15 protein-coding genes and 1 pseudogene are annotated in these 18,403 nt (G+C 63.1%); 8 read left to right on the forward strand and 8 right to left on the reverse strand.

The genetic code is table 11. From position 1 onward, the window contains the following. The first annotated feature begins 60 nt into the window (after positions 1-60). The 6 genes and pseudogenes from ACSKB8_RS33220 (at position 61) to ACSKB8_RS33245 (ending at position 7,706) form a co-directional block, all read left to right on the forward strand. Positions 61-3,832: pseudogene (locus tag ACSKB8_RS33220) on the forward strand (vitamin B12-dependent ribonucleotide reductase). Continuing rightward, a complete protein-coding gene (locus ACSKB8_RS33225) occupies positions 3,832-4,329 on the forward strand; it encodes a helix-turn-helix domain-containing protein (RefSeq protein ID WP_438108665.1) in 498 nt (165 codons plus the stop codon). The pseudogene ACSKB8_RS33220 and the gene ACSKB8_RS33225 overlap by 1 nt, the downstream one beginning before the upstream one ends. Beyond that, on the forward strand, positions 4,326-5,069 hold the full coding sequence (locus tag ACSKB8_RS33230) for an ImmA/IrrE family metallo-endopeptidase (RefSeq protein WP_438108667.1): 744 nt from the start codon (positions 4,326-4,328) through the stop codon (positions 5,067-5,069). Before ACSKB8_RS33225 ends, ACSKB8_RS33230 begins: the two co-directional genes overlap by 4 nt. 257 nt (positions 5,070-5,326) lie before the next feature. Beyond that, positions 5,327-5,470, forward strand: a complete 144-nt coding sequence (locus ACSKB8_RS33235) for a hypothetical protein (RefSeq protein WP_438108669.1) — start codon at positions 5,327-5,329, stop codon at positions 5,468-5,470. Positions 5,471-5,915: 445 nt separating this feature from the next. Continuing rightward, positions 5,916-6,476, forward strand: coding sequence for a phasin family protein (locus ACSKB8_RS33240; RefSeq protein WP_438108670.1), 561 nt, complete (start codon positions 5,916-5,918; stop codon positions 6,474-6,476). 246 nt (positions 6,477-6,722) lie between these two features. Then, on the forward strand, positions 6,723-7,706 hold the full coding sequence (locus tag ACSKB8_RS33245) for a hypothetical protein (protein WP_438108672.1): 984 nt from the start codon (positions 6,723-6,725) through the stop codon (positions 7,704-7,706). Positions 7,707-7,930: 224 nt separating this feature from the next. On the opposite strand, the gene ACSKB8_RS33250 is transcribed toward ACSKB8_RS33245, so the two are convergent. After that, a complete protein-coding gene (locus ACSKB8_RS33250) occupies positions 7,931-8,968 on the reverse strand; it encodes an acyl-CoA desaturase (protein WP_438108673.1) in 1,038 nt (345 codons plus the stop codon). 204 nt (positions 8,969-9,172) lie between these two features. Between ACSKB8_RS33250 and ACSKB8_RS33255 the strand changes: the two genes are divergently transcribed. Beyond that, positions 9,173-9,970 carry a transglycosylase SLT domain-containing protein gene (locus ACSKB8_RS33255; RefSeq protein ID WP_438108675.1) on the forward strand — a complete coding sequence of 266 codons (798 nt, stop codon included), beginning with the start codon at positions 9,173-9,175 and terminating at the stop codon, positions 9,968-9,970. A gap of 285 nt (positions 9,971-10,255) precedes the next feature. On the opposite strand, the gene ACSKB8_RS33260 is transcribed toward ACSKB8_RS33255, so the two are convergent. The 5 genes from ACSKB8_RS33260 to ACSKB8_RS33280 all read right to left on the reverse strand — a co-directional run bounded on the left by ACSKB8_RS33260 (position 10,256) and on the right by ACSKB8_RS33280 (position 16,084). Continuing rightward, positions 10,256-11,587: an IS1182 family transposase gene (locus tag ACSKB8_RS33260; protein WP_091895192.1), complete on the reverse strand. Its 1,332-nt coding sequence runs from the start codon at positions 11,585-11,587 to the stop codon at positions 10,256-10,258. A gap of 199 nt (positions 11,588-11,786) precedes the next feature. Further along, positions 11,787-12,293: a hypothetical protein gene (locus ACSKB8_RS33265; protein ID WP_438108677.1), complete on the reverse strand. Its 507-nt coding sequence runs from the start codon at positions 12,291-12,293 to the stop codon at positions 11,787-11,789. 964 nt (positions 12,294-13,257) lie between these two features. Continuing rightward, positions 13,258-13,908, reverse strand: coding sequence for a cell envelope biogenesis protein TolA (locus tag ACSKB8_RS33270; protein WP_438108679.1), 651 nt, complete (start codon positions 13,906-13,908; stop codon positions 13,258-13,260). Between the two features lie 147 nt (positions 13,909-14,055). Beyond that, positions 14,056-14,556: a VOC family protein gene (locus ACSKB8_RS33275; protein WP_438108681.1), complete on the reverse strand. Its 501-nt coding sequence runs from the start codon at positions 14,554-14,556 to the stop codon at positions 14,056-14,058. 121 nt (positions 14,557-14,677) lie between these two features. Continuing rightward, complete coding sequence (locus ACSKB8_RS33280) at positions 14,678-16,084, reverse strand: adenylate/guanylate cyclase domain-containing protein (protein WP_438108683.1); 1,407 nt, start codon at positions 16,082-16,084, stop codon at positions 14,678-14,680. Between the two features lie 211 nt (positions 16,085-16,295). Here ACSKB8_RS33280 and ACSKB8_RS33285 point away from each other — a divergent pair, with 211 nt between their 5' ends. Further along, a complete protein-coding gene (locus ACSKB8_RS33285) occupies positions 16,296-16,646 on the forward strand; it encodes a zinc ribbon domain-containing protein YjdM (RefSeq protein ID WP_091888087.1) in 351 nt (116 codons plus the stop codon). Between the two features lie 8 nt (positions 16,647-16,654). On the opposite strand, the gene ACSKB8_RS33290 is transcribed toward ACSKB8_RS33285, so the two are convergent. Both ACSKB8_RS33290 and ACSKB8_RS33295 read right to left on the reverse strand, forming a co-directional pair. Further along, positions 16,655-17,575 carry a DMT family transporter gene (locus ACSKB8_RS33290; protein WP_438108685.1) on the reverse strand — a complete coding sequence of 307 codons (921 nt, stop codon included), beginning with the start codon at positions 17,573-17,575 and terminating at the stop codon, positions 16,655-16,657. Between the two features lie 550 nt (positions 17,576-18,125). After that, positions 18,126-18,380: a hypothetical protein gene (locus ACSKB8_RS33295; protein WP_438108686.1), complete on the reverse strand. Its 255-nt coding sequence runs from the start codon at positions 18,378-18,380 to the stop codon at positions 18,126-18,128. Positions 18,381-18,403 lie beyond the last annotated feature (23 nt).

The raw sequence follows: 18,403 nt of genomic DNA on the forward strand, positions 1-18,403 counted from the left end.
ATGTCGACCGGGACGCCTGAACGGAGGCGGTTCGGTCAAAGATAAGGACGGGGCAAGACCATGCGGATTGAGCGGCGCCACACCACGGTAGGACAGTCACCTTATGCGGGAATCGATTTCCGGCTGACCACGTCGGAGATTCGCAATCCCGACGGTTCGGTCGTGTTCAAGCTCGACAATGTCGAGGTGCCGACCGAATGGTCGCAGGTCGCTTCCGACGTGCTGGCCCAGAAATACTTCCGCAAGGCCGGCGTCGCCGCGCGCCTGAAGAAGGTCGAGGAGGAATCCGTCCCCTCCTTCCTGTGGCGCTCCGTGCCCGACACCGAGGCGCTTTCCGCCCTGCCCGAGAAGGAGCGCTATGTCAGCGAGCTCAGCGCAAAGCAGGTGTTCGACCGCCTCGCCGGCTGCTGGACCTATTGGGGCTGGAAGGGCGGCTATTTCTCCACGGATGAAGACGCGCAGGCCTTCTACGACGAGCTCCGCTACATGCTCGCCATGCAGATGGTCGCGCCGAACTCGCCGCAATGGTTCAACACCGGCCTGCACTGGGCCTACGGCATCGACGGCCCCGGCCAGGGCCATTATTACGTCGACCCCTTCACCGGCAAGCTGACCAAGTCCAAGTCGGCTTATGAGCATCCGCAGCCGCACGCCTGCTTCATCCAGGGCGTCGGTGACGACCTCGTCAACGAGGGCGGCATCATGGACCTCTGGGTCCGCGAGGCGCGCCTGTTCAGATACGGCTCCGGCACCGGCTCGAACTTCTCACGCTTGCGCGGCGAAGGCGAAAAGCTCTCCGGTGGCGGCCGTTCGAGCGGCCTGATGAGCTTCCTCAAGATCGGCGACCGCGCCGCGGGCGCCATCAAGAGCGGCGGCACCACGCGCCGCGCCGCCAAGATGGTCGTCGTCGACGTCGACCACCCCGACATCGAGACCTATATCGACTGGAAGGTGAAGGAGGAGCAGAAGGTCGCCGCCCTCGTCACCGGATCCAAGATCAACCAGAAGCACCTCAAGGCGGTGCTGAAGGCCTGCGTCAACTGCGAAGGCTCGGGCGACGACTGCTTCGATCCCGAGAAGAACCCGGCGCTCCGCCGCGAGATCAAGCTGGCGCGCCGCAGCCTCGTGCCCGACAATTACATCAAGCGCGTCATCCAGTTCGCCAAGCAGGGCTACAAGGACATCCAGTTCGAGACCTACGACACCGACTGGGATTCCGAAGCCTACCTCACGGTTTCGGGCCAGAACTCCAACAACTCGGTCTCGCTGAAGGACGACTTCCTGCGCGCCGTCGAAACGGATGGCGACTGGAATTTGAATGCCCGCACCTCCAAGAAGGTGACGAAGACGCTGAAGGCACGCGACCTCTGGGAGAAGATCGGCTACGCCGCTTGGGCCTCGGCCGATCCGGGCCTGCACTTCAACACCACGATGAACGACTGGCACACCTGCAAGGCGTCCGGCGACATCCGCGCGTCCAATCCGTGCTCGGAATACATGTTCCTGGACGACACGGCGTGCAACCTCGCCTCCGCCAATCTGCTGACGTTCTACAACACCACGACCAAGCTGTTCGACGTCGCGGGCTATGAGCATCTCTGCCGGCTCTGGACCCTCGTGCTCGAAATCTCGGTGATGATGGCGCAGTTCCCGTCGAAGGCGATCGCCGAACTCTCCTACGAGTTCCGCACGCTCGGCCTCGGCTACGCCAATATCGGCGGCCTGCTGATGACCATGGGCCTGCCCTATGACTCAAAGGAAGGCCGCGCGCTCTGCGGCGCGCTGACCGCCGTGATGACCGGCATCACCTACAAGACCTCGGCCGAGATCGCGGCCGAGCTCGGCACCTTCCCCGGCTACAAGAAGAACGCCGCGCACATGCTGCGCGTGATCCGCAACCACCGCCGCGCTGCGCATGGCGAGGCCTCCGGCTACGAGCAGCTCTCGGTCAACCCGGTGCCGCTCGACCACGCCTCCTGCCCGCAACAAGACCTGGTCGCGCATGCCAAGGTGGCCTGGGATGCGGCGCTTGCGCTCGGCGAGCAGCACGGCTATCGCAATGCCCAGACCACCGTGATCGCGCCGACCGGCACGATCGGCCTCGTGATGGACTGCGACACCACCGGCATCGAGCCCGACTTCGCGCTGGTGAAGTTCAAGAAGCTCGCCGGCGGCGGCTACTTCAAGATCATCAACCGCGCGGTCCCCGCAGCGCTGCGCGCGCTCGGCTATCGCGAGAGCGAGATCGCGGAGATCGAGGCCTACGCCGTCGGCCACGGCTCGCTCTCCAACGCGCCCGGCATCAACGCCTCGACCCTCAAGGCGAAGGGCTTCACCGATGAAGCCATCGCCAAGGTCGAAAAAGCCCTGCCGACCGCCTTCGACATCAAGTTCGCCTTCAACAAGTGGACCTTTGGCGAGGACTTCATCCGCGACCAGCTCGGCATCGGCGCTGAAGCCATTGCCGCGCCGGGCTTCGACCTGCTCCAGGCCGTCGGCTTCACCAAGCGCGAGATCGAGGCGGCCAACGTCCACATCTGCGGCGCGATGACGGTGGAAGGTGCTCCGCACCTCAAAGCCGAGCACTATCCGGTGTTCGACTGCGCCAACCCCTGCGGCAAGATCGGCAAGCGCTACCTGTCGGTCGAGAGCCACATCCGCATGATGGCAGCTAGCCAGCCCTTCATCTCGGGCGCGATCTCCAAGACCATCAACATGCCGAACGACGCCACGGTGGAGGACTGCAAGTCCGCCTACATGCTGTCGTGGAAACTGGCGCTGAAAGCCAACGCGCTTTATCGCGATGGCTCCAAGCTCAGCCAGCCGCTCAACTCGCAGCTCATCAGCGATGATGAGGACGAGGACGAAGCGGTCGAGCAGCTCTATGAGAAGCCGATGGCCGCGCGCGCGACCCAGGTCTCGGAAAAGATCGTCGAGAAGCTGGTCGAGCGCATCATCGTGATGCGCGAGCGCGAGAAGATGCCGGATCGCCGCAAGGGCTACACCCAGAAGGCGGTGGTCGGCGGCCACAAGGTCTACTTGCGCACCGGCGAATATGACGATGGCCGTCTCGGCGAGATCTTCATCGACATGCACAAGGAAGGCGCGGCGCTGCGCTCCTTCATCAACAACTTCGCCATCGCGGTCTCGCTCGGCCTGCAATACGGCGTGCCGCTCGATGAATATGTCGACGCCTTCACCTTCACCCGCTTCGAGCCGGCGGGCCCCGTGCAGGGCAACGACAGCATCAAATACGCGACCTCGATCCTCGACTACGTCTTCCGCGAGCTGGCGGTGAGCTACCTCTCTCGCTTCGACCTCGCCCACGTCGATCCCAACGAGACGGGCTTTGACGCGCTCGGCAAGGGCGTCGAGGAAGGCAAGGAGCCGGACGAGAACGGCGGCCACCACGCGACAAAACTGGTCTCGCGCGGCCTCACCCGCTCGCGCACGGACAACCTGTTCGTGATGCGCGGCGGCTCGACCGCGGTCTCGCAAGGCAACGACAGCGCCCCCGCCGGCGGCAACAAGGTCACGGCGCTGGCCTCGCACCGGCACCTCAGCCCGTGTCGGCGATGCCCTCGAAGGCGCCGTCGCCCTGAAGCAGGAGGCTAGCCACGACCTCTCCCCGACGGAGAAGCTCGAGCAGCTGCAGTGGAGCAAGGCCGGCACCGCCGCAACCGCCGCTCCCAGCAAGGCCGAGCGCCGCGCCGAAGCCAAGGCCAAGGGCTACGAGGGCGAGATGTGCTCAGAGTGCGGCAACTTCACGCTGGTGCGGAATGGGACCTGCATGAAGTGCGATACTTGCGGGTCTACAACCGGATGTAGCTGATGGCCGCCTTTTGGGGCTTTATCGCTTCCAATTTCTCGCACCTTCCCGCGACGGGTCTCTTGCTTGTCGCGGGACTATCTCTTTTCGGCTACCTTGCCTTGAAGGCGGTCAGCCTCTTCCTCGCTGTTCGGCTTTCCAGAAAGGCTATCGAGCGGGGGTACTCCGTCGAGGTCTCGGCGGGACGGGAGTTCTATTTCCGAATTCCCGCCTCCAAAGCCGCCACCATCAGTAAAGCAAGCATCGCGAAACCGCGGCTCACTGCCCCGGGTTCGCGAATTAGAATCCTGCGGCGGAAGCGGAAATGTACGCTGGCCACGCTCTCAGCCGCGAGCAATATCGCCGTACCACGCCTTTCGGCTCTTGAAACAGGAAGGGCAGAGCTCCTCACCAGTGACATTGACGCCATCTGTCAGGCTTTACATCTGTCCGAGGAAGAAGCTGCGGATCTAAAGCGGCTTGCGGGCCCGGAAGTACACAGCACGAAGAGGGCCCGATGACCAAGCAAACGAACAGGGCTTGCGCCCGTACTGATAGTGAGATCCGTGCAGTCGCTCAACGCCTGCGGCGTGCCCTGCTCCTCACAGATCAGCATGCGATCAATGTAGTGGACGTTGTCGAGTTTGGTCTCCCGAAGTTGATACCCGATTTCACCCTCAGCATTGTGAAAGACGATGACCTCCCATCCGACACCCTTGCGTTGGCGCGCGAGGACCCTCCGGAAATTATCGTTCGGGAATCTGTTTATTATGAAGCCGCCAAGCACGAACCAAGGGCCCGATGGATTATAGCCCATGAGATCGGACACATTATTCTTTTGCATGGCAAAGTCCCTTTACGGGGCTTTCCAAAAGCGCCTGTCGACGTAGCCAGCGCAGAACACCAAGCAAACCTTTTTGCCCGGTACTTTTTGGTAGCGCAAAATCTGGCTGAGGGGTGCAACTCGCCATCAGCGATCGCAACCAAGTTTCAAGTAACCAACTCCGCAGCAAGAGCGTGCTTTGAAGAGAATTACCGGCAATTTGGAGCAAACCTGAACAATGGATCGATAAGAGATTTTTCTGCGCACTGCGCCCCGGGTGAGAATCCGGAAACTTTGCTGATCATACGGAGCAGGGCCGAACAACTCTTAAACGAGCGGAGGATGCAATGGTGGAGCAGCCCGGCCTGCACGGCCGCCATCCCGACCAGAACGGTGAAATCCGTCACAAGAAGCAACGCTAGCCCGCGCGATAGTTGATCCCAGAACACGACTTCCATCCTGACTTCATTTGCATGGGCCAACTTCGACCCTGAATACAAGGAGGACGACATTCCGTTTTGATTTCTACGACCCGTGGGATGGGTAGAGCGAAGCGATACCCATCAATCCAGGCGCGCGAAGAGATGGTTTCAAGGGCTCACCCCCGTCCTACGAGCTTCACCGCAATCTTAAATTATTGCCGACTTTGATCGATCTAGAAATCAGAGAAGACACCAGTGCCATATTCCGCGAAAGTGATCCGCGTGCTGATAGCGTCTCCATCCGATCTCGCTGAAGAACGCAAGGTCGCAATCGAAACAACCTATGAATGGAATGCCCAACACTCCGAAGCAGAGGCCATCGTTCTGCTGCCGGTAGCATGGGAAAAGCGCCTTTGAATTTGCATCGTCTAGAGTCCGATAACCGCCCCTATTGGACTCCAAAATTGCGCGCCGGCTACTAGCCTATATGGAGGTTCCTCGACCTTGGGCTTGACGAGGTTGAGCCCGTAGGACGGTAGCGCGTAGGGTAGGTTAGCGTAGCGTAACCTACCTCTCTAGTTTCCGGGATTGCGGTGACAGTGCACTAAGTTCATTCGCTATCGTCGAGTTGCATAAAGAACCACCAAGCGCTCCCTTGCCGATCTTGTCAAAGCGAGATCGATCGCGGATGGCGGCGAGCATGGTCTCGCGCGCAGGACGCTCAAGACCCGGCAGGATGGCCCGCCGGTATCCGGCAAAATCTCACCACATGGCCGCCACGTAAGCGACAGCCCACAATCGCGATTTCAGCGCAAACGCGGCGGAGGCTCGCGGCTTCATCGATATTCAGGAGCCATTTGCAATGTTGAGTGCGGTAGAAAACAAGCCAACGGGCAAATCCGGCCGGCGCGGCGGGAAGAAGAAGGCCAGGCAACGGTCCGGGGCCGACGAGCAACACGCAACTGCAGCGCATCAATTGCCGGATGCCTCGGCGGGGATCAGCCAAGAGAACAGGCAAGAGACCAAGCAAGAGGTAGAGGCGAGCCGACAGAGCAGTGCGGAGGTACCCTCGGCTGCAGCCTTGCCGTCCGGGATGGAGATCGTTGCCAGCGCGCCCGTTGCACCGGTGGAACCCTCCCAGGCCAGCCCGCAGGCGATTGCCGATGCCTATAGCGGCTACATCAGGACCTCCCTTGAGCACGCCTGGGCCTTCCTGGGAAAGCTCGCGACAGCGCGCTCACCCGTCGAGGCCTTCGAGCTTCAGATGGAGTACGCGAAACAGGCGTGTGAATCGTTCGTCGCCGAGTCCCAGAAGATCGCCGGGTTGCATGAACAAATGACCAGACAAAGGGTCATGCATTTTGAGGGGTTCGTGGCCAGGCTCACCCAGACGACGCTCGAAATCCGCGCGACGCGTCACTAACGACAGCTGCGTATTTCGACGGCGCGGGGACAGGATGCCCGTACGATGGGTACGTTGATCGGCTTCGCTCCGCTCGACTCATACTGCGAACTGCGCTTTGCGCAGTCGCGGTACTAGCCCCTACGCGCTCACGCCCGCCCCACTCCCGCGCCCGCCATAATTTTTCCTTTGCACAATCGTTGTGTTGGACAACGGCGAGACCTATCCTTCCGGTGATCGGACTGCCTCCCATTGACGCCCGACCGGATGGAGAGCGCATCGGTGCCTGAAACGAACGACCCCAAGCCTGATAACGACAAGCCTGAGACCGCCAAGCCGGATGAGGCGCGCGCCGACGGCGGGCTGACGCGGGCCTACGACCGGATCAAGAGCGCGGAGGAAGAGCTTGCGCGGCTGGACCGGCTGGTTTCCGGAATGGAACGCGACAGCGAAGGCCAGCGGACGTCGCACGCAACCGCCGCTAGGACGGCAGCCGCAACTTCCGGAAACAAGGCGCCGACGCCGGATGCCAAAGCTCCGAATGCCGGGGTTCGCGATCAAGGCTTGAAGGGAGATCGGACCATGGTGCGCGCTTTGGTCGGCCTCGTGCTGGCGGTCGGCCTGCTCGGTGCCGCCTTCGCTTCGCAATATCGCGATGAGGCCAAATCGATCAGCAAGTCGATCATGGCACGATGGTCTCCGCCGGCTGCGAGCAGCTCCCAGCAAGCGTCCGCGGTGGAAAGTCCGGCGCAGCCGCCGACCGTGCAACTGGCCGCTGCGGATGAGCCGAGCCCGGTGCCCGCGCCGCCGGTCGCCAAGGACACGGAAAGCGCCCCAAAGCCTGCCGCCGCAGCGCCAGCGCCTGACCCGTCATCGTCTGATCTCGCGCAATCGCTCAAGGCCATCACGAGCGAGCTTGCGAGCATCAACGGCAAGCTCGAGCAACTGAAAAGCCGCAACGAGCAGACCCTGCGTGAGCAGGCCGACACCATTCAACAGCTCAAGGCGGCGCAGGAGAAGGATGCGGCGGACAATGCGCGCCTCGCCGCACAGGTCCAGGCGCTGCAAACGCAACTGAGCGCTTCATCCGCGTCTGCAGCCACCAAGCCCGTCGCGCGGAGCGTGATGAGCAACGAGGCGCATGCCCGGCCGCACGTACCGGCGGCCGAACCCCGGCGGCCCCGACCGCCGCGAGGCCCCTGGATGCCTCCGCCCTATATGGCCGACCCTTACGGCTATCCGGATTGGTGAGCCCGCAAGGCGCGGGCTTGTTTCCCGAAGGCGCGATTGGATTTGAAGCCCGTAAGGGGGGTAGATGCCTTGCGAAACCCATCATTCGCTGATCGACGTTGATGGGTTTCGCTTCGTTCTACCCATCCTACCGTCCAGCGTAGCCCGGATGAGCCAAGCGACATCCGGGGAATGCTTCGGCGCCAAAGGTCCCGGATATCGCTTCGCTCATCCGGGCTACGGATCTACCTTCCTGCCGAGCGAAGGTCTTCCGCAACACCGTCGAATGCGTTCTGACTCGCGACGGCCCCACCCGGCTGCGCATCTGGCGCGGACCGTCGACGCGCGCCGACCCCGAAAATGTCGTGCACCAGCCCGAGTTTCCCGAGCCCCAGAATGATCAGGCCGTTGATGTCGATCTCGTACCAGGCGTGCGAGAGGTAGGCGTCACGCGGAAAGCGATGATGGTTGTTGTGCAGCCCTTCGCCGAAGGTGAGGATCGTGGTCACGAATTCGTTGGTCGTGCCGTCATTGGTCTCGAAGCGGCGGTAGCCGTAGCGGCCGTCACTGTGGCAGACCGAGTTCACCAGCGAGGTGGCCATGGTCATGATGTAGCTGCGGAACAGGCCGGAGAACAACACGCAGCCGATCATCGTGTGCACGCCGCCGAACGCGTAGCCGATGGCGCCGGGAATGATCACCGCCGACAGCGCGTACCAGTACCAGCGCGTCCGCGTGAAGAACATGGAGATCGGATCGGCTAGAATATCCCTGGCGTAATATGCGCCATCGGTGGTGGCCTGGTCCCACACCCAGCCGCCTTGCGCATGCGACATTCCCTTGAGGAAGCTCGCATAGCGATTGCCGAAGCCGTCATAGTAAGGGCTATGGACGTCGCCGGGCCTGTCGGAGTGAAGATGGTGCCGGCGGTGGTTGCTCACCCATTTCAGGATCGAGCCCTGCACCGCCAGCGTGGCGATCGCGGCCAAGATCGCCCGCATCACCGGACCGCAGCGAAAACTCCGGTGCACGAAGTAGCGATGCATGAAGCCGATCCCGACCGTGGTCAGCAGGAACATGCCGACGAAGACCGAAACCTCCACCCAGCCGATGCCTTGCCAGAATGCCCAGATCAGCGCCGCGATCGAACCGCCAATCATGAAGCCGAACGCGATGTAGGAATCGAGAAACTTGGCGTCGACCAGCGGGCCTTCGACAACCACTCCCGGTGGCATTTTCGGGTCCGCAGCTGCCTCCGGCACCACGCCCTCGATTACGGTCATTTCAGCCGATCCATTTACACAAAATTAACTGTTCTGCGGCGCAACGTACAACCGGGGGTTATTTCTCGCAAGGATTGGAGCGGCCGTAGCAGCGCGGAGCCGGGCCCCGAAAAGGCGCGGTCGCGTGAAATGAAGCGAGATTTTAGGGCTGGCGGACAGCGTTAACTAAGTCCACAGGCTCCGCAATTTACGCCCACAGCGCACATGCCAAGGAAAAGCAACAGCCTCCTCCCTCGCCTTCGCAGGTTACGGCGGGCCGCCCGGTGGGCGCGGAAGACTTTCGCGTGCGCGCCGCGGGTGGTTCGGATCGCAGGCGGCATGGCGATGCTGCTTGCAGCCATCGCGCTTGTGAACAGCGTCACTCAAATGGTCCGCAAGCCGACTGAGCTGTTCGTCCTTGTCGGCCACTCCCTCGACAAGGAGCCGGCGGAGACTTGGGCGAGATACGGACCGCTGTTCCGCAAGCATTCCACCGCTGCGATCACGCCGGAATTGCTGGCCGCGCTGGCGCAGGTCGAGAGTTCAGGCAATCCGGTGGCGCGCACCTACTGGCGCTGGCGATGGAGCTTCAATCCGCTTTCGATCTACCGGCCCGCCTCCAGCGCCGTCGGTCTTTTCCAGATGACCGATCCCGCTTACGCCGAGGCCGCGCGGTCCTGTGTCCGCGGCAACGCCGTCACCGACACCGGTTGCGGGTTCACCAGTCTCTATATCCGCACGATCCCTGGCCATGCGATCGAGCTGGCATCGGTCTATCTGGACCGCCAAGTGGCTGACGTTCTCGCCCGCACCGGCGATGTGAAGGCAAGCCCGCAGCAGAAGCAGGATCTGGCCGCCTTCATCCATCTCTGCGGCGCAGGCCCGGCCACAGCCTACACACGCCGCAAGTTTCAGATGATCGCCGGCGAGCGCTGCGGCGATCACCTGGTCGCAAGCTATGTCGCCAGGGTCAACGCGATGAAACGGCAGTTTCAGCGCCTTGCGGCCGGTGACGGCGGTTAGCGGCGCGCGTAGCCCGGATGGAGCGAAGCAAAATCCGGGGTCTTGCTCCAAGCTGCACTGGTCCCGGATTGCGCGGAGCCTGTCATCGGGCGGCGCTGCGCGCCGACCCGTTGGCTCCATCCGGGCTACAGGCGCTTGCCGTGAGTGACGGCGATTAGATGATGCGTTTCGCAAGACCGTAGAGCCTGTGAGCCAATTCGTTTGTTTCGGCATGAACCTCAAGGGGCGTTAGCGTCCCTTGAGGTCGAAGCCGGCGGCGTCAGGCCGTCGGTATGCTGCTGCGGTCTATGCCTTTACGAGACGGTGTCCCTGCAGGATGTTGTTGGTGAGGGCGTACCAGAGCACAACGGCACGGACCTTCGCGATACCGCGCACGGTTAATTGCCTGAGGTCCCAGTTCCGCCATCGGGCATGGATGCATTCGCAGATTGTGCGGGCTTGGTACTGTGCCTTGCCGGCTTCGCTGGCCATGCGAGCACGCCAGGCCGCTACGCCAGGACCGTCGTTGCTCCGGGGTAAAAAGGGATCGACACCGCTCCTGGATTTGGGAGGAGGACAGTAAACCTCGATACCTTCGCCATGCGCCCATTCGATGTCCTCGCCACTGCAAAACCCGCCATCGGCGAGGTAGCGGCGTGGCAAGCGCTTCAGCCGAGCGCGCGTTCGCTCCAGCATCGGTCGCATCAAGCCGCGATCTGAGCCGCTGTTGTCGACATCGATCGCGACCACGATCAGTTCGCCGGCCGCGCTAGCCACCTGCACATTGTAGGCCGGACGGAAGCCGGCATCCGCCATCTTCATCACCCGTGCCTGCGGGTCGGTGGTAGAGGCCCGTGGCTCTTTTGGCTTTTTGCCGTTGCCGCCCTTGTCATCGAGCTGTTTTCGCTTGCGCTTGATCTCAGCCAGCGCCGCTTGCGCGGCCTGCACCCGCTCGCTGCGTTCCCGCGCCGCGCGCTCCTTAGCGGCCCGGATACGCCGATTGCTGGCTTCCGGATCCGCATCGACCTCGCGCTTGAGCTCTTCCACCACGGCCCCGGCCTGTGCCATCTGCCGATCCAGCGTCGCCTCCCGCCGGAACGATCCAGTTCCCGCACTCGCCCGTATCCGCACCCCGTCCTGGGTCAGCTTCTCCAGATCAACCAACCCTGCCTCGTTCAGGGCCACCAGATGTTCGACCAGCAAACGGTCGAGCAAGTCGGCACAGCCGACCCGGAAGTCCGACAGCGTATGATGGTTCAAAGACACGCCGCCGCAGAGCCAGCGGTAGACGTCGTGACTGTCGCAGAGCCGGTCCAGCGCCCGCGCGCTGCCAACGCCATCGCTCGTGGCGTACAGCCAAAGCGCCAGCAGCAACCGTGGCGATGGCGCCGGATAACCCGGCCTGTTCTCCCGCGCCTTGACGCGATCTTCCAACTCGCTCAAGTCGAGCCCTTCGACATAAGCCCAGATCACCCGCACCGGATGATCCTGCCCGATCAGGCTATCGATATCGACCGCTCGCAATTCGACCTGATCGCGCACAGGCTCGCGCAGCCGAGGTGCGCCCCGCGGCACCACTTCGGTGCATGGCGCCGACTGTTCCGGCAATTCGCCAAAAAGTCCGTCGTCCGCCATCATTCTCTCCAGCAAATCAATCTGCTTAGAGAATCATATCCGCCTGACGCTCGATACGGAAAAGAGTCACAGCCTCGTAGGATGGGCGGAGCGACTTGTCCGCCGTAGCGCGACGAGCGGAAGCGATACCAACGACGCTGGCGCGCGACGACGGGTTTCGCAAGAGCTCAACCCATCCTACGAACTACGCTCTATGCCCGCCTCAGCGTATCTCGCTGATCGTCACCTGGCCGGCGATCCCGCTCAGCTCGGGCTCTTGCGGCTCAAGCTCCTCATCGGAAGATGGACCGACCGAGACTTCGACCATTCTGCGCTTGACCTGTTCGCATGTCTTGCGGACGTCCTCGGTGAACAGCGCGCACTCTTCGATGCGCTTGAAGATCTTCCGACCCTCTTCACGATATCCCGCCGCCGTTTCTCGCATGAAGGCGATCGCATCATGGACCTGGGCTGTCAGCGCCTCGCATTTTTGCGCAGCGTCGATCAACTCGGTGCCCATGGCCTCGATCTCTTTTGCAGCGGACTCATAGTCGCGAATGACCGCCTCTGCACTGAGCGCGCCGACGCGCGTCACGCCCGCGGTGTGCTCGACGTAATCAGGCAGAGCAATGGAAGTAATAGAGCTTCCCGAGCGTACCGACGATATGTCCGCCTCGAGTTGGACCAGGTTAACGCCGTCCCGTCTGCGCAATTGTTCAACACTTGCCATGATTGATCCTCTCAATACGCGCCCGTACCCCTTAACAGTATTGGGTGTATTACGGGGATAAATGCCATTCTACCCCGATGTGTCCTTGACAGTCTCAGGTTTGCCATTTTTTCCTAATCGCTGACGTCGCACGCAGCGATATTGGACTTAGAGGCGTTCAACCTCTCCGGATGGCCAGGCTGGGAGGTGCGCAAGGGCTTGAGCTGTCGAGCGAAAATGAGCGCGTACGATCGGTGCAGGCGCGTAGCGAGCGTAGCCCGGATGGAGCGAAGCGAAATCCGGGGTCTTGCCTTAAGCTGCGCCAGTCCCGGATTGCGCTTCGCTTCATCCGGGCTACAGGCGCCAGTCAATTCTGCGTCCGTCGCCGGCCGAACTCCACATGCCGCAGAATGTGATGGTTGTTCACCACCAATATGGCCACCGCCACCCCTCATAGCGGACCCACGACGAAACCAGGGGCGGACCGTAGGGATCGACCCGGTCGTCTTCAGGACGATAACGATATCGTGGAACGATATAATAATCCCACGGCGTTGGCCTGAGTACGGGCGCCGTGACGATAAGTCTCTGCTGGGGTTCGCGAACGACTTGCGCCTTGCGCGCCCGGGCTTCAGCCCCTGACATCCCAAGGCTGCTCAGCACCAGGGCCGTTCCGAGCGCACACGCGACGGTCATTTTCTTCATGCATTGGCCTCCTTCCCGCCAGAGTGCTCAAGGTCGCAAGGCAAGGCAAGCCAATTCGCGCGCGACTTTGCTGGAATGACCGATGTTGGCTCGCAACTCTCCACCGTCATTGCGAGGAGCTCGCGACAAAATTGCGTAGCAATTTTGCGCTGATGCGACGAAGCAATCCAGACTGCCTCGGCGGAGGAACTCTGGATTGCTTCGCTGCGCTCGCAATGACGAAGAACGCAATGACGAAGAACGCAGCGTAGAGCTTCGCCTGCCGCCCGCACCAAACCGCCTACTCCCGCGCCCGACGCACCGCTTCCTCCAGCTTCCTCCGCTGCTTGTCCCACCGGCCCCGCTCCGCCTCGGCGCGTTCATCGATCGCAGTTCGTTCTGCCTCGATCTTCTCCGCCCGCGCCTCGTGCTCGCGCTTCGCCTTGTCCAGCGCCGCCTGCGCAATTGCGACCGCCTTGTCGCGGCGCGCGTGTTCCTTGGCGCGGGCGACCTCTTCCTTGCGGCGCTCGGCTTCGCGCCGCCGCTCTTCCTTCTCGAAGGCCGCAGCGGCCTTGCGGGCTTGTCGATCGTCGATCTTGCGGGATGGTTGCTTTGCAGTCTTGGCCGTACGCTCGCTCGGCTTGGGCTTACGTTTTGGCTTGGCCTCGCCTTCGTCGGCAAGGTCGGCTGGCAGCTCGGCGCTTTCGGTGAACGGGCCGTTCGAGCCGACCGGACGCCTGAGCACGACGCCGGGGCTTGCCATGGTCGCCGCGACGATATCGGGATCGTCGGTCTCCTTGGCCACGCCCTGATGAAACAGATTGGAGCTGGCGCCCCAGGCCTCCAGCGCCGCCTTCATCGAGGGCGCGGCGACCGCCTGGTCGTAGAAGCCGAGCGAGGTCTGGTAGGACTTCAGTTTTCTTTTCGTTTTGCTTTTCGGTTCTCTTGGCATGTCGCCCCGCGGCCCGGCGACGCGTCAGCTCCCCATCGCACCGGCGCCATTTTGGCATAGTGCCCCTGTTTTGCCCGACGAGTTAAATTCTATTTCGGGATCACCGAAGTCGGTCGGCGTCTGCGTGTCCCGGCCTTGCCCGACGGGTCACATCATTTCGGTATCGCAGAAGTGTGGAATCTCAAGATGTTCCCTACTGTGCATGGGGTTGTTTTCGTACTTTTTGTTTTGACGGGCGACGCTCGGCCTACGCCCTGAGCAACGCGTCGTACCCTGCGCGCTGAACGCCAGCAGACAAAACCCGTGCCCGAACGGATCGGCCAGCATCGCGATCCGCCCATAGGGCGCATCGCTTGCGGCAACCTCGAGGATCGCGCCGGCGCGCAGTGCGCGTTCGACGGCGGCATCGACATCATCGACGACGACGTCGATATGCACCGGCGTCCAGTGCCGCGCGTAGCGGCGGCGATCGCCGCCGGCGCCCATCGTGCCGGCCTGCTTGGTCAGCAGATACACCGGCGCCGGCCAGCCAAGCAGCTCGACGAAGTCGTTGCCGAAGCGGCGGCCGACCGTCAGGCCGAATGCAGCGGTGTAGAAGGTCGTCGCTCGCTCCACGTCGGGAACGTCGATGTTGAGGAGGAAGGTCATGATGCGAAATGTAGCCCGGATGGAGCGTCAGCGTAATCCGGGATGGCGCCGCACCTGCTGCCCCGGATTTCGCTGACGCTCCATCCGGGCTACGAAAACCTCACGGGATCTACGAAAAGCCTCACGGTATCTCGTACACCGACACCCTGTCCGCGATCCCGCTCAGCGCGACGCTGCGACGGGTCGGGTTAAGGCCGCCGGCATCCAGCAGCGTCCGCGTCTCGGCGTTGTCCACCACCGCCTCCGTCACCACGATCGCGCGCGAGGCCGCCAAGCTCTGGACGCGGGAGGCGATGTTCACGGTCTGGCCGAAATAGTCCTGCTGGCCGTTGAGGGTGACGGCGAGGCACGAGCCTTCGTGGATACCCATCTTGAGCAACAGGCCCTGGTGCTGGCGCTGGGCGCCGAGCTCGCTCATGGCCTCGCGCATGCGGATCGCAGCCGCAATGGCGCGATCGGGCGTCTCGAAGGTCGCCATCACGGCATCGCCAATGGTCTTGACCACCGCGCCCTGCTCGGAGGCGATGATCTCCTGCAGCAGGCGGAAATGCTCGTTGACGAGATCGAAGGCGACCAGGTCGCCGACATGCTCGTACAGCCCGGTAGAATCCTTCAGGTCCGAGAACAGGAAGGTTAGGCTGAGGATCTTGAGGCGCTGGCCGATCGCGAGCGTGTCGGTGCGGTAGAGATCGCGAAAGGTCTGGTTGGTGAGCAGCCGCTTTGCAGTGAGGCTCGGCTTGCGCCGGGTCAGGAGGTTGTCGAGCCGCTGGTTCATCACCCACACCGCGGGCAGCACGCGGCCGTCGGTGCGGTTCTCCAGCGTCAGCCGCAGCGGTCCCGGGCGCAGGCTGACGGCATCGACGGGAACCTCGGACTTGTTGAAGATCAGCGACAGCGTCTGGCGTTCGGCCGTCTCCTCGCCCTTGACCTCGATGTACTGCGCCGTGTGCGTCACGGGATCGAACACGATCAGCATGCCCGGCTGCACCTGCAGGGAGAGAATGGCGCGCTCGCCCGGCGGCAGGTCGACGGATTCCAGCGTCAGCTCGCGCAGCAGGCCGTCGAGGTCGGGCGGAAGCTCGATCGCCGAGCTCCAGAACACCTGGCGGTAATATTCGGCGAGCGGCAGCTCCTCGGCATTGTGCGCGGCGATCCTGCGCACGCGCGGGCTGACCGCGAAGGTCACCTCGACCAGATTGTCGAGCGTCGTCTCGTAGCCGGCGGCGCAGAAGGCGCAATGATATTGCGGGCTGTTGACCGTCTTCAGGCTCTTGTTGGCCGAGAGCACGCCGGCGCAGCTCGGGCACATCACGTTCCAGGTCATCTCGAGGATGCCGAGCCCGACCGCATGCGGCAGCCCCGCGATCATCTGCTCCTCGCCGAGACCCGCCGTCCTCGCCAGATGCAGCGCGTTCATCTTGCACAGGGCATGGTCCGGCCCCTCCCGCACCATGCGCTCGAGCATGTCGACGACAGGCGCGTCGGCCGACTGGCGCAGGACACCGAACAGGGTTTCGATCTCGCTCATGCCGTGACGCTACATGGAAGGGGGTGAGGCGGACATCCGCTTTCCGATCAGCTATGCTTGGTGAGGCAAAGCACAAGCCATAGCCGTCAATTGCTGCGTCACGATGATGGGAGTTTGCCGGGCCGCAGCAGAGGCCGAATTTTCCTTGCTTTCCCCGTTCCCGCCCCTACGGTGCGCCCGCCCACAGGGCCCGACAGGGGATGAATCGACGATGGACGATGCCGTGAAATGTCCGAGCTGCAACTCCGAGCACGCCTATCAGGACCGCGGTCTCTGGGTCTGCCCGGAATGCGGCCATGAATGGAGCGGCACGGCCGATGCGGCCGCGGAAGCCGCGCCCGAGGCAGGCGTGCGCGATGCCAACGGCAATGTGCTGGCCGACGGCGACAGCGTCATCGTGATCAAGGACCTCAAGATCAAGGGCTCCTCGTCGGTCGTCAAAGGCGGTACCAAGGTGCGCAACATTCGCCTCCAGGATGCCAGCGACGGCCACAACATCGCTTGCAAGATCGATGGCATCGGCGCGATGAATTTGAAATCGGAGTTCGTGCGGAAGGCGTAAGGTCGCGCCTACCTTTGCCGCTGCGCCAGGTAAAACCCGCACAGCACCGTCACCAGGCCCGCGGCCTGGAGTGCCGTCGGCGGCTCGCCGAGCAGGAGCCAGCCGACCAGGAGCGTCAGCGCCGGCACGATCGCGGGGAATACCGCAGCCCGGGCGACGCCGAGACGCTGGACGGAGACGGCGTAGAGATAGAGCGCGGCGGGACCTGCGAGCACGCCCTGCGCCAGCGCCTGGATCGCGTTCTCGGTGACGCCGATCGCCGCGATGCGGGCAAGCCCGCCAGTCGCGAGGTAGATCGGCAACAGCAGCAGCGACAGCACGTTGATGACGAGCGCGGCCGACACGGCTGAGACGCGCCAGTGCCGCAGCAGCGCGCCGAAGCCCGCGAACATGAATCCGGTGAGCACGAAGATCAGATCGCCCTGCACGCCGTCGGCCCCGATATGCCCGATCGATTCCGCGCCGATCACGCCAAGGCCGCCGACGATGACGAGTGCGCCGGCAAGCCGCGAGGCGGAGATCTTTTCTTTCAGGAACAATGCGGCGAGCAGCAGGCCGCCCAGCGTCGCGCTGGAGGGCTGGATCACGCTGCCATGTCCGAGCGGCACGAACAGGAAACCGGTGTAGGAGATCAGCGCCATCACCGGGCCGCCCAGCACCATCAGCGCAAGGCCCCTGCCCCAGCCGATGCCGCAGAGATCGGAGATGCCGGCGCGCAAGACCAGCGGCAGGAACGCGATCCCTGACCAGACATAGCGATGCACTAGCAGATCGACCGGCGTGAAGCCGACTTTGAGGCCGTGCCGCGTGCCGACGAAGCCGAGAGCCCAGAACAGTGCTGCGGACAGCCCGCAAACCACGCCGAGCAATGCCGGCGCCGCGTCGTTCTTCTGAATGAGAGCGTCAGCGCCGCTCGTCCGCTCATCCATGGGGAGAAGCCTTATGTCAGCAGGCCAATCCGCTCAACCCACGTGGTTGCAGGGCTGGCACGCAGCGAGGTTGCCTAGCCCGGCTCGTCGTCGATGAGCTTCACCGCACGCGCGACCGTCAAGCGCCGCAGGAGATGCACAGACTGTTCTCGGACATCGATATCGCCTTTCGTGGCGTCTACGCGCTTGGCGCGTTGCACGCGTAGCGCCTGCTCGATGCCGGTGATGACACCATGACGGAGATCGCGTTCCAGGCCGGCTTCGGCAGCTGCGCCGCTTCAACGCCGCCTTCGCCGAGCTCTACGGCCGTTCGCCCTTGAGCCTGCGCGCGCCGCGCATGCCGTCCGCATCAAGCAATGCGACCTGCAAAGCAACTGCTAAAAGGATCACGCTCGTTATGAACGAGCATACATAACCGGCGCCTTCACGCGAACTTGTTCGCGGCCGGGATTTTCGAGCGTCCCCACGCGGGCGTCGTGACGTTCATGATCACATGAGGCGGCGGGTCGCGCGCGCGGCGAGACCCGCCTGCCCTTCATGCGATGTCAGCTCAGCGGCCTGCGCCCGTCGTGACGTCCGCGGTCTTGACCTTGCGCGAGCTGAGCACCTTCACCTGGTGCGCCGAAGCAACCGTCGTGGGCGCCGCGACCTGCTGCTCGACATGGCCGGCCCCGAGCACGCCAACCTGGACGGGGGAGACCGGAAATCCATTGGCCTCATAGGTCGGCAGCTCAGCGGCGAAAGCCGAAGTAGCGCCCGCGATCGTCAGGACGGCGGCGGCGATCGTCAAAGTCTTCTTGTTCATTGGTGGTGCTCCTGATGGAAGAT

The sequence above is a fragment of the Bradyrhizobium sp. BR 1432 genome (genome assembly GCF_051547705.1).
In the GTDB taxonomy this organism is placed as follows: domain Bacteria; phylum Pseudomonadota; class Alphaproteobacteria; order Rhizobiales; family Xanthobacteraceae; genus Bradyrhizobium; species Bradyrhizobium zhanjiangense.

What these genes read in the sequence shown, in the direction of transcription:
- ACSKB8_RS33225 (WP_438108665.1), top strand. Translation starts at nt 3,832, where the DNA reads ATGGCCGCCTTTTGGGGCTTTATCGCTTCCAATTTCTCGCACCTTCCC.
- ACSKB8_RS33230 (WP_438108667.1), top strand. Translation starts at nt 4,326, where the DNA reads ATGACCAAGCAAACGAACAGGGCTTGCGCCCGTACTGATAGTGAGATC.
- ACSKB8_RS33240 (WP_438108670.1), top strand. Translation starts at nt 5,916, where the DNA reads ATGTTGAGTGCGGTAGAAAACAAGCCAACGGGCAAATCCGGCCGGCGC.
- ACSKB8_RS33245 (WP_438108672.1), top strand. Translation starts at nt 6,723, where the DNA reads ATGGAGAGCGCATCGGTGCCTGAAACGAACGACCCCAAGCCTGATAAC.
- ACSKB8_RS33250 (WP_438108673.1), bottom strand. Translation starts at nt 8,968, where the DNA reads ATGACCGTAATCGAGGGCGTGGTGCCGGAGGCAGCTGCGGACCCGAAA.
- ACSKB8_RS33255 (WP_438108675.1), top strand. Translation starts at nt 9,173, where the DNA reads ATGCCAAGGAAAAGCAACAGCCTCCTCCCTCGCCTTCGCAGGTTACGG.
- ACSKB8_RS33260 (WP_091895192.1), bottom strand. Translation starts at nt 11,587, where the DNA reads ATGATGGCGGACGACGGACTTTTTGGCGAATTGCCGGAACAGTCGGCG.
- ACSKB8_RS33265 (WP_438108677.1), bottom strand. Translation starts at nt 12,293, where the DNA reads ATGGCAAGTGTTGAACAATTGCGCAGACGGGACGGCGTTAACCTGGTC.
- ACSKB8_RS33270 (WP_438108679.1), bottom strand. Translation starts at nt 13,908, where the DNA reads ATGCCAAGAGAACCGAAAAGCAAAACGAAAAGAAAACTGAAGTCCTAC.
- ACSKB8_RS33275 (WP_438108681.1), bottom strand. Translation starts at nt 14,556, where the DNA reads ATGACCTTCCTCCTCAACATCGACGTTCCCGACGTGGAGCGAGCGACG.
- ACSKB8_RS33280 (WP_438108683.1), bottom strand. Translation starts at nt 16,084, where the DNA reads ATGAGCGAGATCGAAACCCTGTTCGGTGTCCTGCGCCAGTCGGCCGAC.
- ACSKB8_RS33285 (WP_091888087.1), top strand. Translation starts at nt 16,296, where the DNA reads ATGGACGATGCCGTGAAATGTCCGAGCTGCAACTCCGAGCACGCCTAT.
- ACSKB8_RS33290 (WP_438108685.1), bottom strand. Translation starts at nt 17,575, where the DNA reads ATGGATGAGCGGACGAGCGGCGCTGACGCTCTCATTCAGAAGAACGAC.
- ACSKB8_RS33295 (WP_438108686.1), bottom strand. Translation starts at nt 18,380, where the DNA reads ATGAACAAGAAGACTTTGACGATCGCCGCCGCCGTCCTGACGATCGCG.